The 24,706-nt window shown below is 34.6% G+C and carries 15 protein-coding genes and 1 pseudogene; 8 read left to right on the top strand and 8 right to left on the bottom strand.

The features are described from left to right. From CW752_RS09670 to katG, 3 genes are all read right to left on the bottom strand, one after another. Positions 1 to 3,810, bottom strand: coding sequence for a DUF5977 domain-containing protein (locus CW752_RS09670; protein WP_101239510.1), 3,810 nt, complete (start codon positions 3,808 to 3,810; stop codon positions 1 to 3). After that, a complete protein-coding gene (locus tag CW752_RS09665) occupies positions 3,807 to 5,387 on the bottom strand; it encodes a T9SS type A sorting domain-containing protein (RefSeq protein ID WP_101239509.1) in 1,581 nt (526 codons plus the stop codon). The genes CW752_RS09670 and CW752_RS09665 overlap by 4 nt, the downstream gene beginning before the upstream one ends. A 1,662-nt stretch (positions 5,388 to 7,049) precedes the next feature. Then, positions 7,050 to 9,329 carry a catalase/peroxidase HPI gene (katG, locus tag CW752_RS09650; RefSeq protein ID WP_101239506.1) on the bottom strand — a complete coding sequence of 760 codons (2,280 nt, stop codon included), beginning with the start codon at positions 9,327 to 9,329 and terminating at the stop codon, positions 7,050 to 7,052. 748 nt (positions 9,330 to 10,077) lie between these two features. On the opposite strand from katG, the gene CW752_RS09645 reads away from it, so the two are divergent. Both CW752_RS09645 and CW752_RS09640 read left to right on the top strand, forming a co-directional pair. After that, on the top strand, positions 10,078 to 10,545 hold the full coding sequence (locus CW752_RS09645) for a heme-binding domain-containing protein (RefSeq protein WP_101239505.1): 468 nt from the start codon (positions 10,078 to 10,080) through the stop codon (positions 10,543 to 10,545). Between the two features lie 5 nt (positions 10,546 to 10,550). After that, a complete protein-coding gene (locus CW752_RS09640) occupies positions 10,551 to 10,961 on the top strand; it encodes a thiol-disulfide oxidoreductase DCC family protein (protein ID WP_101239504.1) in 411 nt (136 codons plus the stop codon). 208 nt (positions 10,962 to 11,169) lie between these two features. Here the strand turns inward: CW752_RS09640 and CW752_RS09635 are convergent. Beyond that, positions 11,170 to 12,609 (bottom strand): annotated as a pseudogene (locus CW752_RS09635) (alpha-amylase). 188 nt (positions 12,610 to 12,797) lie between these two features. Between CW752_RS09635 and CW752_RS09630 the strand changes: the two are divergent. Both CW752_RS09630 and murA read left to right on the top strand, forming a co-directional pair. After that, on the top strand, positions 12,798 to 13,451 hold the full coding sequence (locus CW752_RS09630; RefSeq protein ID WP_101239503.1) for a DUF4290 domain-containing protein: 654 nt from the start codon (positions 12,798 to 12,800) through the stop codon (positions 13,449 to 13,451). After that, the gene (gene murA / locus CW752_RS09625; protein ID WP_101239502.1) at positions 13,451 to 14,758 is read left to right on the top strand and encodes a UDP-N-acetylglucosamine 1-carboxyvinyltransferase; all 1,308 of its coding nucleotides are present in this window, start codon (positions 13,451 to 13,453) and stop codon (positions 14,756 to 14,758) included. The genes CW752_RS09630 and murA overlap by 1 nt, the downstream gene beginning before the upstream one ends. A gap of 386 nt (positions 14,759 to 15,144) precedes the next feature. On the opposite strand, the gene CW752_RS09620 is transcribed toward murA, so the two are convergent. Next, positions 15,145 to 15,456 (bottom strand): NIL domain-containing protein, encoded by a 312-nt coding sequence (locus CW752_RS09620; RefSeq protein ID WP_101239692.1) that lies wholly within the window; start codon positions 15,454 to 15,456, stop codon positions 15,145 to 15,147. Positions 15,457 to 15,759: 303 nt separating this feature from the next. Continuing rightward, positions 15,760 to 16,428 (bottom strand): YiiX/YebB-like N1pC/P60 family cysteine hydrolase, encoded by a 669-nt coding sequence (locus CW752_RS09615; protein ID WP_101239501.1) that lies wholly within the window; start codon positions 16,426 to 16,428, stop codon positions 15,760 to 15,762. 100 nt (positions 16,429 to 16,528) lie between these two features. Between CW752_RS09615 and CW752_RS09610 the strand changes: the two genes are divergently transcribed. Continuing rightward, entirely contained in the window at positions 16,529 to 17,230 is a 702-nt protein-coding gene (locus CW752_RS09610) for a response regulator transcription factor (RefSeq protein ID WP_101239500.1), read from the top strand. 10 nt (positions 17,231 to 17,240) lie between these two features. After that, the gene (locus tag CW752_RS09605) at positions 17,241 to 18,611 is read left to right on the top strand and encodes an ATP-binding protein (protein WP_101239499.1); all 1,371 of its coding nucleotides are present in this window, start codon (positions 17,241 to 17,243) and stop codon (positions 18,609 to 18,611) included. A 162-nt stretch (positions 18,612 to 18,773) separates the two neighbouring features. Here the strand turns inward: CW752_RS09605 and CW752_RS09600 are convergent, their stop codons facing one another. Both CW752_RS09600 and CW752_RS09595 read right to left on the bottom strand, forming a co-directional pair. After that, the gene (locus CW752_RS09600) at positions 18,774 to 19,625 is read right to left on the bottom strand and encodes an EamA family transporter (protein WP_101239498.1); all 852 of its coding nucleotides are present in this window, start codon (positions 19,623 to 19,625) and stop codon (positions 18,774 to 18,776) included. A gap of 190 nt (positions 19,626 to 19,815) precedes the next feature. Continuing rightward, complete coding sequence (locus CW752_RS09595) at positions 19,816 to 20,778, bottom strand: Fic family protein (protein WP_101239497.1); 963 nt, start codon at positions 20,776 to 20,778, stop codon at positions 19,816 to 19,818. A 259-nt stretch (positions 20,779 to 21,037) separates the two neighbouring features. Here CW752_RS09595 and CW752_RS09590 point away from each other — a divergent pair, with 259 nt between their 5' ends. Next, positions 21,038 to 21,736, top strand: coding sequence for an MgtC/SapB family protein (locus CW752_RS09590; protein WP_101239496.1), 699 nt, complete (start codon positions 21,038 to 21,040; stop codon positions 21,734 to 21,736). A gap of 22 nt (positions 21,737 to 21,758) precedes the next feature. Further along, complete coding sequence (mgtA, locus tag CW752_RS09585; protein ID WP_101239495.1) at positions 21,759 to 24,431, top strand: magnesium-translocating P-type ATPase; 2,673 nt, start codon at positions 21,759 to 21,761, stop codon at positions 24,429 to 24,431. Positions 24,432 to 24,706 lie beyond the last annotated feature (275 nt).

The following is a 24,706-nucleotide window of genomic DNA, read 5'->3' as shown; positions in this document are numbered from 1 at the left end:
TTAATATATTGAATAAGTAAAATTAAAATCAAGATCAATCCCCTGAACCAAAGATGGAGAGGCAGAAGTGATTTTCGCTATAATATTGCCATTAGTATCAATTGTCAGCATCCATATCCCATTTGCATAAGCACTGGATGATCTGTCGGATGAAGGCACACATGTTCCATTAATTTTTCCTACAATCACTCCTGTATTCCATGATAAACTGCTGTTATATTTAAATCCTAACCTCACTTTATAATCTGTAGAATTATTAACATTAATAAAGTTATTTTTTAATGGTCCTGCATTTCCTTGACTTATGTTACAACTAATTGAAGTACATGATCCTTGGGTATCAGCTACGATCTGACCTTTAGAATTAATTTCATTTTGAGCTTGTTGATCAGCATCCGCCTGGCTTATCAATGAAGAGTAAGTGCCTGCAGCTACAGTATAGTCAATAAAGCTACTAATAGCTGATGTTCCACAACCACTTTTATAAAACTTCTGACTTTTGGTAACATTAAAATATTGGGTTGGTATATAGTTATATTTATATTCTTTTACCAATTGAGTATTAACATCCAATACTTTTTCAAGTTGATTGGCTGTATTATAGATATAGCTCATTCTGTTTCCTGATGGAGGCGTAATATTAGTTACCCCAATAAGAGGATCATGGGTATATGTTGTAATAGAAACATCCATATAATCTTGCCTCTTCTGAAAGGTATTTAATTTTTCAAGAAACACATTTTCAGCATCTTTACTAATATCATTATTAGAAGCATTTTTAAGTGATGTAATATCGGTACCTAACATTCCCATTAAGTACGCAGTATCTTTGCCTTCAATTTTAGCAATTGGTAACGTATTGTTGTACCCCCATATTGTTCCTATTGTATTTCCATCTGCTGTAGTGTATTGAGTTGTATTACCTGTCGAATCATATTGATCCACCGATGATACTTTGTGCTTATCCTCTGTAATCACTATATTTTCCGGCCCAAAACTTTTGTAATATTTTTTTGGTAAATAAGGAGTTGTTGGTTCTTCTGCCATAGCATTAGCAGGTGCATACACTACTCTTTCTTCAGATACTTTGATATCATTCTTAAAGGTCTTTCCTCCCATAGGAATTGATACCATATTTTTGGCATTCATTACCTGTGCAAAAGGCCCGGCAATATCAGGTAGATCATTCAAATAAGAAATGTTCTTCTTAATGACCTCTCCACTTGGAAAAGTTGTCTTTTCCTCCGCCAGATTGGATGGTATATTACTAGCGTAGGCATATTCTGTCTTCGTTGTTAATGGCTTTCCATCCAGATATTCGATGACTTCTTTAGAAGACGGTCTGTTGATGGAACTTATTATCTTAATACTTTGAGACTCTTTACCAGGTTTATAAGATCCGTTACCGTCTTTTACTGAAACTCCTACTGTATAAGTTCTAACCTTAGTATTAAGTTCTTTATAAGCATCATACTTGAAATTTTCTTCATTGAGTTTAATCCCATTATTCGAATACACATATTTATGACTCAATGTACCTCTTCTGTTATCATGATCTACATAAGCTCTTCCAGGATAGAAGGAATGTTTTGAAAAGAAAGATGCCCCTGATGTTTGTTCATATTCATTTGGATATTCATTTGGACCGTTAAAAATATACTCAGTCAACCCATTTCCTTCTATTTTTTCAATGATCCTGCTGTATCCTACATACGCTCCTTGGGTCAATTCAATATTTGATCTTACATAATTGCTTGCTTGAAATCTCAGTTCTTTTTTTGCAGAGTTCCATGACATTAAATCTATAATTTTAGGAAAATTTAGTATCGTTCCTGAAGATTTTCCATCAGACGTCTGATACTCATATTTTTTAACAATTAGATTTCCTTTTCCATCATCTAATTTTTGATTTTTAATCCTAGCACCCGGGGATAATACATCCTTGCCATAAAAATTAAACATATTATTTTCATATTCAAATTCAGTTTTTCCTCCTGTAGGATACGTTATTTTAGTCAACAATCCGTTTAATGACTGATTTGTAGGTGAAATATCTGCGGCTCCATTAACTTTAATAAATTCATTAGTATTCAAAGCATCGCTTTGGAAAGGTACAACGGATAGCCTATTTTTATTGGGAGAAAAAGTAAAGCCTGGCTGTTGAAACATTTGATTAGGTTTTCCATTATAGTATCCCAGGAAATCTTTACTTAATGCATTTACTTTAGGAATGTTAACAGTTTGATTATAGGATAATGAATAACTAGAAATTTGCTGTCCCACTACCATATCATCTATTTTATCCAATTTTAAACGATAGCATTTTTCGTTTTGAGTACCTGTAGGACAATCTGAATCTGAACTTTGGAAGTAACTATAATTGAGTTTATAGTGCTTAATGATATTCCCTGCTTGATTTTTTACCTTTATTTCTGTAAGCGCTTTAGAATCTAAACGATCTTTTCTCGATAAATCATAAAAAAACAAAACTTCACCCTGATCCCATGTAATCTTGTCCAAAATTTGCTGCTGAGTAGTTTTATATAAGTTATTATAATCCGGACGTTCAAAATTAGATATAGTAGCAGCCATACTATTAGAATATTCACCTGATTCCAGACTATTATATATTTTATTAACTTCAGCCACGTCAGCATTAGTAGAACCTACATACACTGGAGATTTTTCATAGTTAAATGTAAATACCGGCTTATAAGAAAAATTAACCTCTTTATTTTTATTATCTCTAATTTTATTTAGATGCCAAGTATTCTTTTGAATCCTATACGTTGTAGCAACATGCCTTAAGTTAGGAAACAAAACACTACAATCCAAACGCCAGTAGGGAGTATTTGTCCCATCAAATGAAGGAAGAGATTCATTAATATCGTACGTAGAAAATAAATAATTTACCCCTTTATTATTAACCAGATTAAAGTCCTCATAATCAATACTCTTATCTCTCATAAGGCCTGGCTTTGGAGACCCATCAATTCCCCTTATCTGATATAATGGATTCGTTTCATTTACCCCATTATTACTTGAAAATATATAATTATATTCAATATAAGGCACTGCATCCTGATAACTGAATCCAGCAAAGTTTTTTATAGTTTCAACATTAAAAGGCTTACGACTTACCCGGCTAACTCTAGTACTGCTTCCATCTAGAACAATGGCATCATAAAATTGTGAAGTATTATATGGAGTAAAATTTCTCTCCAAATGAAACTGGCTTGAAAGCCCAGGGGCTTGCGCCAAAAATAAGTCTGGTAATGCATCTTCACTAAGGTTACTGATACTTGCAGCATCTGACCATCCAGATTCATCATTTGCTCTTCTCAAATAGCCTGTCTTAAGCAGCTTTCCATCACCAATTTGAAGTCCAAAATCATCACAATATCTTGTCCCGTCACAAGCTGTCACCTCAAATACTTTTTCATAATCATGATCTTCAATATCTCTAACCATTCTTGTAACACTTCCTCCAGCCTGTAAACTCCAACCCCAGCCAGTATTGGTAGCTACTTCATCTACTTTATTAGCACCAATATCGTATTTTAGACTAATTGGAATTTCAATATCGCCGGTTTTAATCACATATAATGGGATATCAATACTAGGTTTACCTGTATAAAGATTAACCGGAAGAAAGTTAACCCTATGAAATGCTGCAGTTTCAGGGGATACAACAAGTTTGTTAAAGGAAATTCTTTTCTCCAGATTGCTAGGTTCAGCCATTACATTATCAATCTGACAATATCCATCGTTAAACATTGCCAGGAAAAATATTATTGCTGTTTTTCTCATTTCTTAATCATTTTAGCATTCATCATTCTATTCATATCCGTTTTTATCGTAACCAGATAAGCTCCCTGAATCAATGCTTGAGTATTAATTTTAGTTACTTTGTTTTTAGTTTTTAAAGTTTGAAGTTGGCGGCCACTCATGTCATATAATAAAATCTCAGCTTCTTTGAAATCAAAACCAATTTCTACGTAAGCATAATCTGAGACCGGATTAGGATAAATTTTCATGTCATATTTTTCAATGAGTTGATCCACTTGCTTGTCTCCTAGCTTCACAATCTTCCAGTTTTCTTTACCCAATTCTTCGGCACTGGTTCCTGCCAATACAATAGATCCATCTCTGTTCAATTTCAAATCTGAAAGTCTTTCTTCTTTCTTTCTGGATTCTCCTTTCACATGCTTTCTCCATTGTTCATTACCATTTCCATCTAAATACAACATCCAGAAGGTTTCATCATCAGCCTGAATTCTTCCTTCTGCCTGGGTATAACCTCCTAATAGAATTCCTTTTGAAGTTGTATCATCAGCTGAATGAATCACGCTCATTCCCATCAAAATATCTCTGTTTTTAAAATTGTAAGATTTTTGCCATTGCTCATCGCCTCTTTCATTCAAAGAAATAAGCCAAAGATCCGTTCCTTCTTCAATTCCTACGGTTTTGTTTCCTGATCTTTCGGATCTGGATTCCCCACCAATGATATAACCGTTCGATGTCAATGCTAAAGTTCTGATATGGTCATCTCCCTTTCCCCCAAAGTTCTTTTCCCATTCTACTTTTCCGTTTCTGTCAAGCTTTACAATCCAGTAATCGCCTTCACCAAAATTGTCGCTGACTTTGTTCATTTGGCTACCAGTTCTCAAATCCGAATTACTCATATTTGTAGTTCCGCTTCGAGAATAGATTCCCATTAAAGCTCCACCATCCTTTGTGGGCACCATCTTTTCGACTTCATCTAAACCTTTTCCTCCTAAGATCATTTGGGATAATTCTTTTCCATCTTTATCAAGTCTTACAATCCAAACATCTTTTGAGCCGTAACCTTTGGATGAGTTCTGCACATTACCTGCTACAATAAATCCCAGATCAGTAGTTTGAATGACAGCCTTGGCTTCTTCATCCGCAGAAGTTCCAAGAGTTTTTTGCCATAATTCATCTCCAAATTCATTGATTCTGATTAGCCAAATATCTGAACCTCCTTCTGATCTCTCTTTTTTATCCAATCCTTTTCCTGAATAAGAAGTTCCGGCTAGAAGAAATCCACCATCTTGGGTGGTTACAGTTGCAGATAAATAATCATGATTCTGACCTGAGAAATACTTTTCCCAAGCCTGTTCTCCTTGTTGATCCAATTTTACCAAATGAAAATCGTAACCATTATTTTGCTGACTGCCTGAAGCTTGAAGTTTATTACTTTGAATACTACTTCCTGTAATAAGATATTGTTGATCAATAGTTGTAATGACCTGCCCCAGAAAATCCTGAGTAGAGGATTTGATGTCTCTTTGCCAGACCACTTCTTGAGCAGACACACCCAAGACTGTGCATAAGGTCCATGCACCGAGATAAAGTTTTTTCATTCCCTGTTATTTTTATTAATAATAATTTAAAATTATGCAAAATTAACGTTTTTTAACAGGTCGTTCTAGTCTTAATAAAGTGAATAAATATGAATTTTATCACCCTTTAGTGTCTTTATCAACACGATAAAATTAGTTTAAGAAATGGATCTAAGCATTATAAAATTTTATATAATTCATACTCTTAAATACTTATACAAAGAAGACAGTAATTATTCATTACTGTCTTTTTTAATACTAAAAAAATTTTATTTTATCATTAATCTAAATCAAACCTATCCAGATTCATCTCTCACTAGCGCAAGCTTCTAGCTCGTGCTCAGAATAAAGCAAAACCTTCACAATAGCGGAGGTTTTATTTTTATAATTTAGAAATAAACGTAAATTTAAAAAATATTGTTAATTAGCACGAGCTAGAAGCTCGCGACAGCGGGGGAAAATTACATCTCTGAGAGCCTTTAATTAAGATTAATCAAGTAATAATGATTCAAAAATATTATAAAAATCAAATTTTAATTATATGTGTAATCCTTTTAGGATTATTATTTACTATAAAACAATTGATAGAATATAATGACACAGTCAATGGGGGTAATAATTATACTACAAAAATCATAAAACAAAATTGCCACGCAGCACCAAGAATGAAATCTACAATATGGATTAATTTCAATGAAAAAACATATAGTGTTGGCATTCCTTATAATGAGTGTGTTAATTATTCTGTTAATGATAAAATAGAGGTTTTGTATAATAAGAATAATGATGAATTTATATATAGAGTTAAAAACCCTAAGTATTTAAAAAATATTATTCTTCTAGGAATATTTTTATTAATCTTTCTTTTACCTTGGAGGTATATCAATGAGAAGCTATTAATAGTACGAGCTAGCAGGAACTAAAAATCGAAAATAGTTCCATTTATAACTTTTGCTCAATAAGACATGAAAAATATAATTTTATTTAATTTATCTTATCACATTTTATTATTCATATTACCACTAATGATAGTTCTTATTTTTGAGGGATATGGAACCGAAATGTTTGCCTATACTTTTTATTTTAGTATCATGTATTTTTTAATTGGGTTTATCTTAGATAATATTATTCTGGCTATTCTCAATTACTTTAAAGTTGCCAAATCAAAATGGATGTTATTTATTTTTTTATCAGTAACTGCATTCTTATTAATAGTTTATATATTAACAAATAAAAATATTCTTTTAGAATTATTTACGTCTAGTTTGAGTTCTAATTATGCCGTCATAATGTTTATTGTAAGTATTTTTTTTAGTTTTTATATTTCTTTAAAATTAGTAAGACCAGATAGATGGGCTAAATAAATATAGACTTAATAGGCTTCCCCTGCTGAGATTTTGATTTATCAAAAAATCATTCAATTTCAAACAACTAGCTTTTTGCCACAATAGAAAACCACTTGATTTTTTCAAGTGGTTTTATTTTTATTTCGGAATATTTAAATTGAGTTGAAATTTCATACAATAATAATCTCTTAACAGTTTAAAATTTTCTTCATCCGTTAATTATGGGCAAAGATAAATACTTTATCAGGCAAATAAAAATCCGTCTATTTTGGAAAATAGACAAACAACAAGAAAGACAGCAATAGCGCTGTCTTTCCTTTATTATAAAAATCATTAATTAATCCAGATCAAACCTATCCAGATTCATCACTTTCGTCCAGGCTGCTACAAAGTCATTCACAAATTTACTTTGTGCATCAGCACTTCCATAAACCTCAGCTACAGCTCTCAATTCAGAATTGGATCCGAAAACAAGGTCTGCACGGGTCGCCGTCCATTTGGGCTGACCGGTTGTACGGTCTGTACCTATATACACTTCTTTATCATCTGACATTGCTTTCCATTGCGTTCCCATATCTAAAAGATTCACAAAGAAATCATTCGTTAAAACTCCCGGGCGCGTTGTAAAGATACCATGTTTTGAGCCATCAAAATTAGTATCTAAGGCACGCATACCTCCTACCAACACCGTTAGTTCAGGAGCAGTAAGTGTTAATAACTGAGCTTTGTCAATCAATAAAGATTCCGTTGATACTGTAAATTTTCTTTTTAAATAATTGCGGAATCCATCAGCAATGGGTTCAAGATATCCCATAGATTCTATATCCGTTTGTTCCTGAGAAGCATCCATTCTTCCCGGTGCAAAAGGAACTTTAATATCATGTCCGGCATTTTTTGCGGCTGCTTCTACGGCCGCGCTTCCTGCTAAAACAATAAGGTCGGCTAAAGATATTTTCTTACCTCCACTTTGAGAAACATTGAATTCTTTTTGAATACCTTCTAATACACCTAATACTTTCTGTAATTGTGCAGGATTATTGGCTTCCCAACTTCTCTGAGGTTCAAGCCTTATTCTTGCTCCGTTTGCTCCACCACGCTTGTCACTTCCTCTGAAAGTAGAAGCAGAAGCCCAGGCAGTAGATACCAATTCCGAAATACTTAATCCGGAATTAAGAACTTTAGCTTTAAGTGATTCAACATCCGCATTATTAACTAATTCATGATTTACATGCGGAATAGGGTCTTGCCAAATTAATTCTTCTTGTGGCACATCAGAACCTAAATAACGGGCACGAGGTCCCATATCTCTATGGGTTAATTTAAACCACGCACGTGCAAATGCATCTGCAAACGCATCCGGATTTTCATAAAAGTGTCTTGAAATTTTTTCGTAAACAGGATCCAGTCTTAGAGAAAGATCCGTAGTAAGCATTGTTGGTCTATGCTTTTTATTAGCATCAAATGCATCAGGAATAATTTCAGCTCCGTCTTTTGCCACCCATTGATGAGCTCCGGCAGGACTTTTCGTTAATTCCCATTCATTTTCAAATAAATTTTTAAAGAAATAATTGCTCCATTGTGTCGGAGTTTCTGTCCAGGTTACTTCCAAACCACTGGAGATAGCATCTTTTCCGCTTCCCGATTTATAACTACTTGCCCATCCGAGTCCCTGTAATTCAATTCCTGCACCTTCAGGTTCTTTACCTACATGATCTGCAGGACCGGCTCCATGGGTTTTTCCAAAAGTGTGTCCTCCGGCAATCAAAGCTACAGTTTCTTCATCATTCATGGCCATACGTCCGAACGTATCACGAATATCTTTTGCGGCAGCAATAGGATCCGGGTTTCCGTCCGGACCTTCAGGATTTACATAGATTAATCCCATTTGTACAGCGGCAAGAGGCTTTTCAAGATTTCTTGAGTGAATATCCCCATCCGCATTATCATCCGTAGGCAGAACTGCAGAATGTCCCTCTACTACTCCTTCCGAACCGTGAGCATAACGTAAATCACCACCTAACCATGTCTTTTCTGATCCCCAATATACATCTGCATCCGGTTCCCATACATCTTCACGTCCTCCTGCAAATCCAAATGTTTTGAACCCCATCGATTCAAGAGCCACATTTCCGGTTAGGATTAAAAGGTCGGCCCATGATATGTTTCTTCCGTATTTTTGCTTAATCGGCCACAACAATCTTCTTGCTTTATCTAAACTCACGTTATCCGGCCAGCTGTTCAACGGAGCAAAACGCTGTTGTCCCGCACCTGCTCCTCCTCTACCATCTCCAACACGATAGGTTCCTGCACTATGCCATGCCATACGGATAAACAATGGCCCGTAATGACCAAAATCTGCAGGCCACCAGTCTTGTGAATCTGTCATCAAAGCATGAAGGTCTTTTTTTACTGCCTCCAGATCGAGGTTTTTAAAAGCTTCAGCATAATCAAAATCTTTATCCATAGGATTAGAGAGTGATGAATGCTGGCGCAAAAGATCTACTCTAAGCTGATCAGGCCACCAATCCTGGTTTTGGGTTCCACCACCTGCCACAGTCTTTTTCATGGTTCCGTTGTGAAACGGACATTTACTGATGTCATTCAAATCTTTTTCCATTGTCGTTTATTTATTTTTATATTGATTACTATGGTTTTAATAAATCTTCGTTGTAAAGACTTGACAAACTTACAACGCTTATTCAATAAATACAATCTATTAATAATTATTTCAATGATAGTTAAAAACTATAATAAAATATTTCCGACGGCACAATAACTCGAGACATAATTGTGGTATTAAGTTAGTCATTTTTCAGATCAATTCTATATCGTTTTTCCAATTTAGAATAACTCAAAGGAATATTTTTTAACTAAAATAGGAAGTAGAAAGTCAGAAGTCTGACGTTATCAAAGTATTGACAGCCAATATTATTATTAAGTATTTTACCTATTAAATTAAGAGGCAGTTTAAATTTTAAGAATTTTATTTTAATAATTAATTTGCCATTTTTTACCAATAAGTTTCACCATTAAGATTCTTAAGAATTTTAGAATAGTAAGCTTGAGCTCCGCTTTAAGGCACTTTGCTTATAAAAATCTTTGATTTTTTTTCTTAATTAACCTCAACAACTTAATTCATCTTAATGGTTCAAATAAATTTTTGATAAAATTTAAACACAGGCTCTAATATTCTACAATATATATTCAAGAATGATTTCAAAATCAATTAAATAAAATATATTCCCTGTTACCCTATCGCCCAAGATAACTTCCAGCTTCATTCTTCCGGCTTCCGAAATTCAAAAAATCAAAAAATCAAATAATTTAATTATCTTTATATTTCCCTAAATTTGAAATCGTTGTATATGAAAAAAGTACTTGTTGTCATTCTTGTTGCATTCATTATCATTCAATTTTTTCCTATTGATAAAACCAATCCCCCACCTACTCCGGGAATGGATTTTTTAAAGATTAAAAAGACCCCGGATAATATCGCTAAGACCATCCGAATATCTTGCTATGACTGCCATTCCAATGAAACAAAATACCCTTGGTATGCAGACATTTCACCCGCTTCATGGTTTGTTAAAAATCATATTAACGAAGGCAGAAAACATTTGAATTTTTCTACCTTTGCAGTCTATGAACCTCAAAGACAGCTTCGTAAACTGGAAGAATCAATAGAAATGATTGAGAAAAAAGAAATGCCCCTTGAATCTTACTATCTGGGACATCAGGATGCAAAATTAACGGATGATCAACGAGCAGATCTTATTCAATATTTTAAAAAGATAAAAGAAGATACAGAAAGAGGAATCATGTTTAATAAATAGAAATTGTGGAAAACTGGGAAAACAAACATATTGTATTTTTTGATGGAGATTGTGGAGTCTGCAACTTCTGGGTACAATGGATTTTGGAAAGAGATAAAAAGGATCAATTCATGTTTGCTTCATTACAATCTGAATTTGGGCAACAGTTTTTATCAGAAAGAGGATTGGAGACAAAAGAATTCAATACCATTTATCTTTGGAAGCCTACACAATATTACCTGATCAAATCCAGAGCCATATTGAAAATTGCCAATTTACTGGGAGGCATCTATCAATTATCCATCATTGGGAAAATTGTACCGGTAGCTTTAAGTGATTCAATTTATAATCTCATTTCCAAGAACAGAATGAAACTGGCTAATCAAAAATGTTTTTTGCCGGATCAGCATCAAAAGAAAAAGTTTATTCAGATCTAAATATTATCTCCCACAGATTTCTCAGATTTACACAGATGTTTAATCTTATAATTTACTACACAAAGTATTTTATATAAACTTTGTTCTTCCACACATGGACTGAAACAATAAGCTCCTTTTGTCATTCAGAGCGAAACGAAGTGTAGCGTGGAATCTGGCTGCTATTTCAGCATTTACAAAATTATGAGTACGATCCCAAACTCATTACTCATAAATTAAGCGACCATACAGAATAGCTATTTGGTGGACATTGAATTTTCACCCACTTATCTCCTTGCGTCGTTGGATACCAGTTTGAATGACCGGTAAAATCTTTAATTTGCTGATTACCCCAGTTGGTTTGAATCCATCTTTCCTGCTAGGTTGAAGATGTATTGATATACACTACCAATCCCGGATTTCCGTTATAACCATTACGTCTGGCAATATATTCGTCATTATCCGTATATAAAATCGAAGTAGTTCCCGTTGCCTTATTATTATGAATCCAGATCAGATTATTTAACCTTTCTTTATTTAATACTTCTTCATAATCTTTGTAAAAAATTGTCGGATAACCTTCATGGGTCAAGATATAGGCATAAGCCGGCATTTTGTTATTAATAATATCAGTATCATGATTAGCCACAAACGTGACTGCTTTGAAAGGATTTCTTTTCCACATCATATCATCATTGAGCACATTTAAATTGCCATTATCAAAAGCCTCATCCATTTTATAATAGGCTGCAAAATCAAATACAGAACTATTGGCACTATTTGCCCACCATTCTAATGTATTGACATTTGAATCCCATAATTCTCCAACTGAAAAACCACCCACTTTAGAGTTCCAGGTGTTGATGACCCAAGGTCCGAAACCTTTCACATAATCAAATCTCCAACCATCGAATTTCATTACATTTTTATAATACTTCCCTACTGAGTCATCTCTTCCCCAAAGCCAATCCTGAACATGAGGGTTTGCATGACATAAATCCGGAAATCCTCCAAAAGAACCTTCATCATTATTTCCGTAGGCATTTTTATAAAAATCATTATAATTTCTTTGAAATTTTCCTGAAGCCACCCCGGTAAAATCAGTCCATGTATTGGTTCCTGTAAAAGGGTTCGCTTCCGATTGTCCGCCACTGTTATGATTGATAACAATATCAGCATATACCTGCATATTTTCTGCGTGCGCTTTTGTAATCAAAGCTTCCAGCTCGGTTCTTGATCCGAAACGAGTTTCAATACTTCCATTTTGATTAAAATTTCCAAAGTCATAATAATCGGTAGGATCATATCCCATTGATAATGCTCCGTTCTGAGCTTTTGAAGCCGGTGGAAGCCATACCGCTCCTATCCCTGCATTAGACCATGCTGTTACTTTATCTTTAACCGTATTCCACCAGTTTCCTCCTTCCGGAACATCCCAATAAAATCCCTGCATTAAAACACTTCCCCCCGGGCCGGCTACAAATTTCCCGTGTATCGATTCTGAGACTGTTCCTGTACTGAATGGTCTTCCATCATGATTTGTCACATTCACTATTTTATCATGTACTTCCAATTGTTGGGGAGACTTTTCAACAGTTTCATCATTATTCTGACAAGAACAAACGAGGCCTAAAGCCAATATAGAAAGGAGGTAATATGTTTTTTTCATAGCTGTATCTAAATATCAATCTAACAACCAAGATACATTTTTATTGAAAAAAAATTCTTTTTTAAGTGAAATATTTTCATTTTCATCAGAGAATCAAGTAGAAAAGTCACCCAAAACTTTCATTAAAAAATCATAAATTTTTAAGTTTCTCGAAACAATTTTTCTTTTAATCCATATATTTGCATTCTATGGAATACAACACCCAAAAAACTCAGCTTCATATGCCGGAATACGGCAGAATTATACAACAGTTGGTTGAGCGCTGTAAAGAACTTCCTACCAAAGAGGAAAGGAATGAAATGGCTATGGCAATCATCGATTTTATGGGTCAGAGAAACCCACAACTTCGCGACGAAGAAAATTATAAACATAAACTTTGGGACCATCTTTTTATCCTGGCAGAATATGATCTGGACGTAGATTCTCCATATCCTTTTCCTACCAGAGAACAATTGGCAGAGAAGCCTAAAAAAATGGAATACCCAAAACTTCAGGGAGATTTTAAATTTTACGGAAAAAGTATTCTTCAATTAATCGAAAAAGCAATCGAACTGGAAACAGGTGACGAAAAAGAAGCCCTGATCGAGGTTATTGCCAACAACATGAAGAAATCTTATAATGTATATAATAAGGAACACGTAACTGATGACGTTATTTTCAGACATTTGAAAGAGTTGTCTGAAAACAGATTGGACCTTACCGGAATTGATTCTCTGGAAAAGAGCAAGATCTATTATACGAATAACAACAACCGAAACAACAAAAACAACGGCGGAAATAAAAATCAGAACAACAACAACAATAACAACAAGCGAAAGCATAATCATAAAAACAGGAAATAATGAGTGGAACATTTCAAATAAGAGGAGGAAAAAGATTGCAGGGTGAAATAACTCCACAAGGAGCCAAAAATGAGGCTCTGCAAATTTTATGTGCTGTTTTATTAACTGACGAAGAAGTCAGAATCAAAAATATTCCGGACATCCATGATGTTAACCGATTGATTGAAATCTTAGGTGATTTCGGAGTAAAGGTTACTAAAAATGGACATGGTGATTTTACTTTCAAAGCAGATAAAGTTAATTTCGACTATATAAAATCGAAAGAATTCAAAAAAGACGGAGCTAAACTACGTGGATCCATTATGCTTATGGGACCGATGTTGGCTCGCTATGGAGAAGCTTATATGCCAACTCCGGGAGGGGATAAAATCGGAAGAAGAAGACTGGATACTCACTTCCAGGGATTGGTAGAACTTGGTGCAGAATTCAATTATGATGAAGAAGAGTATTTCTATTCTTTAAAAGCAAAAGAGCTTAGAGGAAAATTCATTTTGTTGGAAGAAGCTTCTGTAACAGGAACAGCCAATATTGTAATGGCAGCCGTACTTGCCAAAGGAAAAACAAGAATTTACAATGCTGCGTGTGAGCCCTATCTTCAGCAATTATGCAAAATGCTGAACAGAATGGGAGCCAATATTTCAGGAATAGGTTCTAATCTTCTTACGATTGAAGGGGTAGATTATTTAAGAGGTACTGAGCACACCATGCTTCCGGACATGGTTGAAATCGGATCATGGATTGGTCTTGCTGCCATGACAAAATCTGAAATTACCATCAAAAATGTAAACTGGAACCAATTGGGAGTTATTCCTAATACATTCAGAAAATTAGGTATTCAGCTTGAGCAAAGTGGAGATGATATTTATATTCCGGCTCAGGAACATTATAAAATCCAGAAATTTATTGACGGTTCTATCCTTACGATTTCTGATGCGCCATGGCCAGGGTTTACCCCGGATTTATTATCCATTATCCTGGTGGTAGCTACTCAGGCAAAGGGAAGTATTTTGGTTCACCAAAAAATGTTTGAATCCAGACTATTCTTCGTTGATAAATTAATCGATATGGGTGCTCAGATCATTTTATGTGATCCGCACAGAGCAACTGTAATCGGATTGAACCAAGAAGCACCACTAAGAGGAACAACAATGGTTTCTCCTGATATCAGAGCAGGAAACGCTCTTCTGATTGCCGCTCTTTCTGCAGAAGGAAAATCTATCATCCACAACATCGAACAAATCGACAGAGGATATGAAAATATCGATGGCAGATTAAAAGCAATTGGTGCTGATATCGAAAGAATCTAGAAACTTATTTTTATTACTATAGAGCGTTCGGAGTGATCCGAGCGCTTTTTTATTATCCCACTTTTACGTAAGCTTCATCAAATCAATTTTAATTGATTATCTCTTTGCTGCCTTAAAACATGGAATCTTGAGAATAGAACTTTGTGTTTAAGAAAGTAATTAATGTTCTTTTTATGACCACCCCGTCAAAATTCTTTGAATTTTTGACACCCCTCCGGAGGGGAATTCTCACTCCTTCAATTGGGATAGTTGTCGGGATTGGGGTTAATATTTATTCTTTATTTTAAAAATCTGTAGATCTGCAGGAGAAAAAACATTATTCCAAAATAAAAAGTGCCCGATACAATACCGGACACTTTGAGTAATTAAAACTATATGAATCTCTCTTAAGAATATTTTCGGCAGGTATACTCCACCGTTGTACTCAAAAGTTTATTTTTATTCAGATAGAAATCAAGTTGCTGATAATCTTCTGAATTAACATTAATGTATAATTGCACTGTACCAAAACTGTATCCGTTGATATACTCTACGTTAGCTGATAACACTCTATGACAAATCCCCAGTTGATTGTAAATAGTATACATTAAATGTTCAAATTTCATTTTACCATTCAACTCTATTTCCAGGATCAATTCTTTTTTAGGCAGGTTTAATTTATTTTGTAAAACCTGCAGACTAGGAGTAGGTGTAATCATTGCTAAACATTTTTGGTTAAACATATTCAGATCATGTTGCTTTTGCATTAAATCTGTGACAAAAATATAAAAAAATATTAGTCCACCAAATTAGTAGACTAATATTTTTAAAAATTTAACTTTTTGAATCTATCTTAAAAATCAAATAATTGGATTTTGTCATTGACTACGTCGAATCTTCGATTTCTGACGAAGGAAGAATCTTTAAAAAAGCGAACATTTAAGATTCTTCACTACATTTCTGAACTACGTTCGTAAACTTTCAGTTTATGTTCAGAATGACACTTTTACAACTCCTACATTTTATAATTCTTTAATTCTATCCAGTTTTTTTGAGCCAGCCAACCCATTAGGATTACATCCGGGCTCTCCTTCCGGCACTTTTAGATTTTTCTTTTTATAAAATTCTTCCCAGAATACATTTGTTTTTCCTGTTTGAGGATCAATAAAGGTCATGGGTTCTAATGTAAAAATATGATCTTCTCTAAAGGCTCTTTCTACAAAATCTGAACAATAATATGAATTTTCATCGAGGATATAATTGAAATTGTATGGCTTACCAAGCATAGAATTTGCTTTTTCCACAGCAGCAGGAATTGCCTTTTGATATTCCGGTTTCAACCGATAAACAATCACTCTTTGCCCTTCATTTCTATGATCTTTTATAAAGTCTTCCAGGTCTTGTTTTTGGGAACCACCTTTTGGAGCAGCATGTAAGACAAACATTTTATTTCCCTCTTTTTCCAGCATTCCAATATGATCAAAAGAAGCTACTTTCTGTTTTTGAGTTACATTATTAATGGCTCCGGAAAGTCCGGTTTGTTTTGCTGTTACAAAGAGTAAATCTCCATTTCTGAGCTGTGATGATCGAGAAGAACTACAATTCATCAACAGTCCGATTAAAAAAAATAAAATTCCTGTAACTATTGTCTTTTTTATTCTTTTATGAAAAGATGCTTCAAATTCTGACATTCAATTATTGTTTCATTGTCAAAATTACAAAATAGAATTCATTACATTTGTGTGAAGTATTGATTGAGCTTCATCCAACTCAAAGATTTCGAATATTCTTATGCCACATATTTTATTAGTTGAAGACGACGACAGGCTTTCAAAGTTGATTACAAAAGGGCTTCATGAAGCTGAATTTGAAGTAACCGTGGCTTACGATGGTATCACAGGCCAAAAACTGGCATTACAAACCAACTTTGATCTGGTAGTGACGGACATCATTCTTCCTAAAAAAAGCGGTCTCGAATTTTGTAATGAAATAAAATCTTTAAAACCAAACCTTCCGGTAGTAATGCTTACTGCTCTTGGAACTACAGACGATAAATTGGAAGGATTTGATGCCGGAGCTGATGATTATATGACCAAACCTTTTGAAATGCGCGAACTGGTAGCCAGAATCAAAGTTCTTTTAAAACGTTTTTCACAACAGAAGCATCAACAAGTTTTTGTTCTTAAATATGAAGGCATTGAAATGAATCTGGAACAAAAAACAGTCAGCAGAAATCATACTCCTATCAAATTGACTCCAAAAGAATTCAATTTGCTTAAATTCATGATGGAAAATTCTGAAAAAGTACTTTCCCGTAGTGAGATCGCCGAAAAAGTGTGGGAAACTCATTTTGATACAGGAACCAATTTTATTGATGTATATATCAACTACCTTCGAAAAAAAATTGATAAGGATTTTGATGTAAAACTTATTCACACCAAAGCAGGAATGGGTTTTATCTTGAAAAAAGATTACGAAACAGGCATTAATTAAAAATAGAAGGATGAAAATAAGAACCAGGCTTACTCTGCTTTTTACTTTAATCACTGCAATGCTGTTGGGAATCTACAGTATTTCGATTTATTATTCATCCAAAGAAGCCAGAGAAAAATCTTTTTACAGCGAATTGCAGAATGAGGCCATTGCCAAAGCTGATTTATTTTTTCAAAGTTCACTTCCCGAACAGGAGATGCATCAACTGTACAAAAACAACAACAGGACTCTCAATGAAGTTCAGGTTGCTATCTATGATTTCAAGAATCAGCTTATCTATCATGATGATGCAAAGGTAGATTATGTAAAAGAAACCCCGGAAATGCTTTCTCAGATATTCCGGAATAAAAAAATCAATTTCTTTTTAGATAATCTACAGGTTATTGGGATGACATACCATTATAATGGAAAAGTGTATGCAGTAACAGCTGCTTCATATGACAAATATGGATATGAATATCTCACTCATCTCTTTACCATCAGCATCATTTCTTTTATTAGTATTTTAATCCTGATTTATCTTGCCGGAATTTTTCTTTCTAAAAAAGCATTAAGTCCATTGAATGAAATGATCAATCAAATTAAAAGGATTACCGCTGGAAAACTACAATTACGACTCAAAACAACCGGTGAAAAAAAAGATGAACTTAATGAATTAGCCCAAAACTTCAACGGAATGCTGGAACGCCTGGAAAATTCCTTTGATGCCCAGAAATATTTCGTTTCCAATATATCACATGAACTTAGAACACCATTATCCGCAATAATCACGGAATTAGAGCTTGCTTCTGAAAAAGAACAAACTCAGAAAGAATATCAACAGACCATTCAATATGCATTGGATGACGCTCGTAATATGGCCAAACTTTCGAACAGCTTGATGGATCTTGCCAAAGCAAGCTACGACCCAAATGAAATCAGCTTTTCAGAAGTCCGTCTCGATGAAGTTCTCTTGGAGTCTTATTCAAAAATCATCAAAGAAAATCAAGGATATAAAGTTTCATTGAATATTGAAGACACTGTTGAAGAACATCAATTGATCATTCAAGGAAATGAGTATCTGTTACAAGTTGCTTTTAATAACCTTATTGATAATGCATGTAAATATTCTCCTGAACATTTGTGCTCTATAGAAGTAAAAGCGCATACCAATACACTTCACATTAATTTTACCAATACGGGCATCATTATTTCTCGGGAAGATATGGAGCATATCTTTGAGCCTTTTTACCGAAGTGAAAATTCAAAAAAAGAAAAAGGATATGGAATCGGGCTTTTCCTGACTGAAAAAATTATCCATCTTCATGGTGCAACTATTAAAGTGATATCAGATAACAAGGCTACTGTTTTTACGGTGATGTTTAGTACTGAAAACGCTTAACTTTTACCTCAAAGATAATTTCGAACTATTAAATAGGATTAAGTTATTAAGAATAATTAAGCAAATATCGAGATATTCATTAAGCAGAACGCTTTATTCCAATTTATTTGAATCTTAACTTTACTTACACTCTTAATTGATTCTTAATGGTTTAATTTTTTTTTAATTGTGCGATGTAGCCGTTTTATTGAAAACCGTAGTTCCTATACTTGCAGCAATTACGCAGGCAATGGAAATCCATTGTAAAAAACTCAACTCTTCCGCAAGGAATATTAATCCGGAAAGCGCCGCAAACGCAGGTTCCAAACTCATCAATATACTGAAAGTTTTTGCAGGAAGCCTCTTCAACGCCATTATTTCAAGAGAAAATGGTAATGCACTTGATAAAATGGCAACCCCCAAGCCTTTCATAAAAATAGTAGGTGTCAGATTGAATACAGCTCCATCCCATATCGTAAAAGGTATAATCAATAAGCTTGCAAATATCATCCCGGTTGTTACCGCATCCTTTCCATCCATAATTTTGGCAACTTTACCACCCATGACGATATAAACAGCCCAAAACATTCCAGCAAGGAAAGCTAGCCCAAGACCTAATAGATCTATATGATTACTCTGCCATGGAACAATAAGCAGAATTCCAATACAAGCCAATAATGCCCAAACGACATCCAACAATTTACGTGACAGTGCTAAAGCCAAAAACAAAGGTCCCGCAAATTCCACAGTAACCGCCAAGCCTAATGGAATCCGTTGAATCGCCATATAAAAAATAAGATTCATAGCGGCCAGCCCCATTCCATACATGGCACAGTATTTCCATTTTTGCGCTGTAAATTGCAAAAATTTCGGACGGTTAATCAAAGTAAGCAAAATTGCAGAAAGCACAATTCTTAAAGTAACTGTACCAATAGGTCCTATAAGAGGAAAGAGCTGCTTGGCAATAGAGGCTCCTCCCTGAACACAGATAATGGCCAAAAGCGTTGCTGGTATTGCTATGTTTGAATTCTTCATTTCTAAAATCTCATCTTATTATAAATCATCTTGGAAAGGAATTTCCGGACTTAAGCGAACTTTATTCTATAAATTATAATCAGAAATTTATAGCCTACAATAGTTTGCCCCCAAATGTATTGAAATTTTACCTTTTGTAATGGGTACAGATCTCATCTTATTGATAGGACTCACAGAAGTTGTTTTTAAATCAATTTGACAAAAACTGATATTCCGTTAATCTCTGCTCTCCGAATTTAGCCAAAATACCTTTTTCAACAGCCCATTTTAAGTCGCGACTGGCTGTAGGAGCAGATATATTTTTAAAATGGTATAAATAATCTTTCCTGCTAAATTTGTTTTTACCTATTTTATCTTTAAATAATGAAATCCTGTCTCCTGCATAAAGTGGTTTATTTTGCGATTGTAGAACTTCTTCCAATGCATCTGAAATAATTTCAAGCATAAATTCTATAAAGGGAGTTGAATTTCCTTTTTTATCAGATTCAGAGAGTTTACTATAATATATTTTTTGCCTTTGTTTGATTAAACTTTCAACCGGTAAAAACTCAAAAACGGGATATTGCTGCATCAAAATCAATGTCTGCCAAAGTCTCCCCATTCGCCCGTTTCCATCAACAAACGAATGAATAAATTCAAATTCATAATGAAAGACACAGCTTTTTACCAATAACAGATCATCATCTTTTTTCAAATATCTAAAAAGATCTTTCATTAAACCCCTAATCATTGTTCCTCCTGGTGCTATATGTTCAACTTTCGAACCTTTCACAATACCTACATTTGTTGTTCTGAATTTACCCGCACTTTCAATTAAACCATTCATTAAAATTGAATGTGCCTTTTCCAAATCTTTTAATTGGTAAGGATTAAATTGATTAAGCCGATCATATACTTCTATGGCATTTTGGACTTCAAGAATATCCTTTTTAGGAGCTATTATTCTCTTATTTTCCAATAGTGCAGTGATCTGTTCTTCGGTAAGAGTATTTCCTTCAATTTCCAAAGAAGATTGAATGGTTTTAATCCGGTTTTTTTTTCTTAATTCCGTTGTAAGTCTGTATAAAAAAGCACCATTAATTTCTCCTATTTTCTCTGAAATAGAAGTAATTAACATTAAAATTTTATTTGTTATTTGATAAGGAGGTTTCATTATATGATGTCATTTTATAGTATCAAATGATACTATCAAATATAGAAATTTTAATCCAAAACTCCTGATAATAATTTCTCTAATAATTTTCTAATAACATTCTAAGACCTTTCTAACAGCTTTTTCCCATAGCTAAGAATACCTTTGCATTAAATAAAAACCAATATGGATACCGATTCATCACATTATTGCAACAACTAAGTATTCATCCCTATACCTTTCTGTATGGCGGCTGAACGCTATAAAAAACAGAAAGGTTATGACCACATTAGAATTTACACTCCGTCTCTTCACCGCATTTGCCTTGGGTGCCGGTATTGGCTTTGAAAGACAATGGCATCAAAAAAGCGCAGGTCTTCGCACCAATACTCTGGTATGTCTGGGGTCTGCAGCATTCGTACTTCTTTCCATTAGGATCGGAGGTGATGCCACAGGAAGAATAGCCTCTTATATTGTAAGTGGTATAGGTTTTCTGGGTGGAGGTGTTATCATGAAAGACGGACTTACTGTTCGCGGACTTAATACTGCTGCTACCATTTGGTGTTCAGCATCTGTGGGTGCTCTTAGTGCTTTGGGCTACCCTTTTGAAGCAGCTATTACCAGCGGATTTATCATCCTTACTCATGTTATTCTCCGCCCACTAGGAGTAAAATTGGGAAACAATATTAGCAGCAGGAGCCACTATACCGAATATCTGCTCACCATTAAATGTAAAAGTGAAGTAGAGAACCATATTCGGGTACAACTGATGCAGTCTTTAAGCGGAAATGATAAAATTTTATTAAAATCCCTTACCAGCGACGACAATGGGATTCCTGAAAATGCCATCATCACAGCAGAAGTGCACGCTTCCACTCCACAAGACAGTTTCATGGAAAAAACAGCCAGCAGGTTAACAATCGAAGATAAAGTGATTAAAGTAAGCTGGGAAATTATAGGTACTGAAAATGATTTATAACATTTGAACAACAACTGAAGCGATGTTAAAAAAATCCTCAAACAAAAATCTCAATTCAGCAGCACTTGTAAAATTAAAAGAAGCTGCCTCTGAGAACGAGAAAATGGTGTATGCCATGCTGGAAACTTCGGAAGAAGGGCTTAGCGGAAACACGGTAAAAGACCGTCTGAAAATTTATGGTAAAAATGAAATTGCTACCCAAAAGGCTCCCTCATGGGTAAAACAGTTTGCTCATTCCTTTTTTAATCCTTTCAATTATATTCTGGCTTGCATTGCCATAATTTCATTATTTATTGATGTGATTCTTGTGCCTGCAGAAGAAAAGGATCTCAGCACCAGCATTATTATTTCGGTGATGCTTCTGTTCAGTACTGTTTTAAGATTTATCCAGGAATTCAGAAGTAACAAAGCTGCTGAAGCTTTAAAGAGGATGGTAAAAACAAGCTGCCTCACCAAAAGAAAGTTTAAAGAAAGTGAAGAAATAGAAATTACAGAAATTGTTCCCGGAGATATTGTTATCCTTTCGGCAGGTGATATGGTTCCTGCCGATTGTAGAATTTTGAAAAGTAAAGATCTTTTTATCAGCGAATCAATTCTCACAGGAGAAGCATTACCTGTCGAAAAAAATGCCTTCCCCATCAAGGATGCCAAAGACCGAAATCCATTGACTTTACAAAACATATGTTTCATGGGAACTAATGTGGTAAGCGGATCGGCAATCGTTGTAGTAGTCAATACCAGCATTTTCACTTATTTCGGAAGCATCAGCAGAAATCTGGTATCCAAAAGACCTGAAACCGCTTTTGATATTGGAGTGAATAAAGTAAGCTTTCTCCTCATCCGATTTATGCTGGTCATGACTCCTATTATTTTTTTTATCAATGGATTGGTAAAAGGCGATTGGATGCAGGCATTATTATTCGCTATTGCCGTAGCCGTAGGACTTACTCCTGAAATGCTTCCGATGATTGTTACCGCCAATCTGGCCAAAGGAGCCGTCAATATGAGCAAAAAGAAAGTAATCGTTAAAAGATTAAATGCTATCCAGAATATTGGAGCCATGGATATTCTTTGTACCGATAAAACCGGAACCCTTACACTAGACAAGATTGTACTGGAAACCCATCTCAACGTTCGTGGTATCGAAGACGACGAAGTATTAAAATGGGCATACCTCAACAGCTTCCATCAAACCGGGCTCAAAAACCTTTTAGACCAGGCCGTTTTAGAGCATGCGGAAGTTCACAATCTGATAAAAGCAGATGAACTTTATCTGAAAGTAGATGAGATTCCTTTCGATTTTGAAAGAAGAAGAATGTCCGTGATTCTGAACACTTCCAAAAGTAAACATCTAATGATTTCCAAAGGTGCAGTGGAAGAAATGCTTTCTTTATGTAAATATGCCCTGGATCCCGGAGAAGACCACAGCCTGCATATTGAAAATGACAATATTGTTCCATTGGATGATTTGATGAAACAACAGATCATCAAAATGTCCGAAAAACTGAATGCAGAAGGATTAAGAGTCTTATTAGTCGCCATTCGTGAATTTGACGGAGACCATCCATTGAATTATTCTGTTGCAGATGAAAACCACCTCACACTTACCGGTTTTATAGGTTTCCTTGATCCCGCCAAACCATCCGCAGAGCCAAGTATCAAAGCTTTACACAAACTTGGTGTTGAAGTGAAGGTTGTAACCGGAGATAATGACATTGTTGCTAAAAAAATATGTCATGATGTAGGAATTCCTGTCAATACAATCATCTTGGGAGATGAACTGGATACCATAAGCGATGAAGAATTGAGCAAAGACATGGATCTTTATTCTGTTTTCGCCAAAGTAAGTCCCTTACAAAAACAACGTATCGTTAAAATATTAAGATCAAAAGGACATACTGTAGGATTCATGGGAGATGGTATTAATGATGCAGCAGCTATTAAAGAAGCTGATGTCGGAATCTCTGTTGATACCGGAGCTGATATTGCCAAAGAAAGTGCTGATATTATTTTGTTGGAAAAAGATTTAATGGTACTCAGAAGCGGAGTCATCTATGGCAGAAGAACTTTTGGAAATATTGTAAAATATATAAAAATGACAGCCAGCAGTAATTTTGGAAATATGTTCAGCATGATTGGAGCGAGCGCCCTGCTTCCATTTTTACCCATGCTTCCGTTACAGATTTTAACCCAAAATTTATTGTATGATGTTTCACAATCCTCTATTCCGTGGGATACAATGGATAAAGATTTTCTGGAAAAACCGAAAAAATGGGAAGCTGACAGCATCAAAAAATTCATGCTGTATATCGGTCCTTTAAGTTCTATTTTTGACTATGTGACCTTTGCAGTGATGTTCTTTATTTTCAAAGCCAATACTCCGGAAAATCAAAGTTTATTTCAGACAGGTTGGTTTGTGGAAGGACTATTGTCTCAGACTTTGATTGTTCATATTATCAGAACGAAAAAAATTCCGTTTATCCAAAGCTGGGCTGCTGCTCCGGTAGTTGCTTTAACCAGTTTGATTATGTTGATTGGAATTATGATCCCGTTTACTCCAATAGCTTCCTATCTGAAAATGCAACCTTTACCTTTAAGCTATTTTCCTTACCTGATCGGAATTCTTACAGGATATTGCATTCTAACCCAATTGGTAAAACAATGGTTTATCAAAAAATTTGGCCAATGGTTGTAACACGCAATTCTAATGGTTTTCTAATAGCTTTCTAAAGACTTTCTAACAAGCTATTACAAGCAATGAAAATACCTTTGCGGCAACAAAAAAACACGTATTATCGATATTTAACGAAAAATATCACCTGGATTTGAAATACGATAAGAAAATTAAAATTAAATTAGTGGTTATAAACATATTATATGAGAAAAACAGTATTAACAATGGTACTTTTGACATTGATTACCTCTTGTAAAAATCCAAAAAAAGAAGACGCACAAGATCAGGAACTTCTG

This window comes from Chryseobacterium sp. PMSZPI (genome assembly GCF_002835665.1).
In the GTDB taxonomy this organism is placed as follows: domain Bacteria; phylum Bacteroidota; class Bacteroidia; order Flavobacteriales; family Weeksellaceae; genus Chryseobacterium.
The sequence above is the reverse complement of the archived record's forward strand: the minus strand, read 5'-3'. Positions and strand labels throughout refer to the sequence as shown.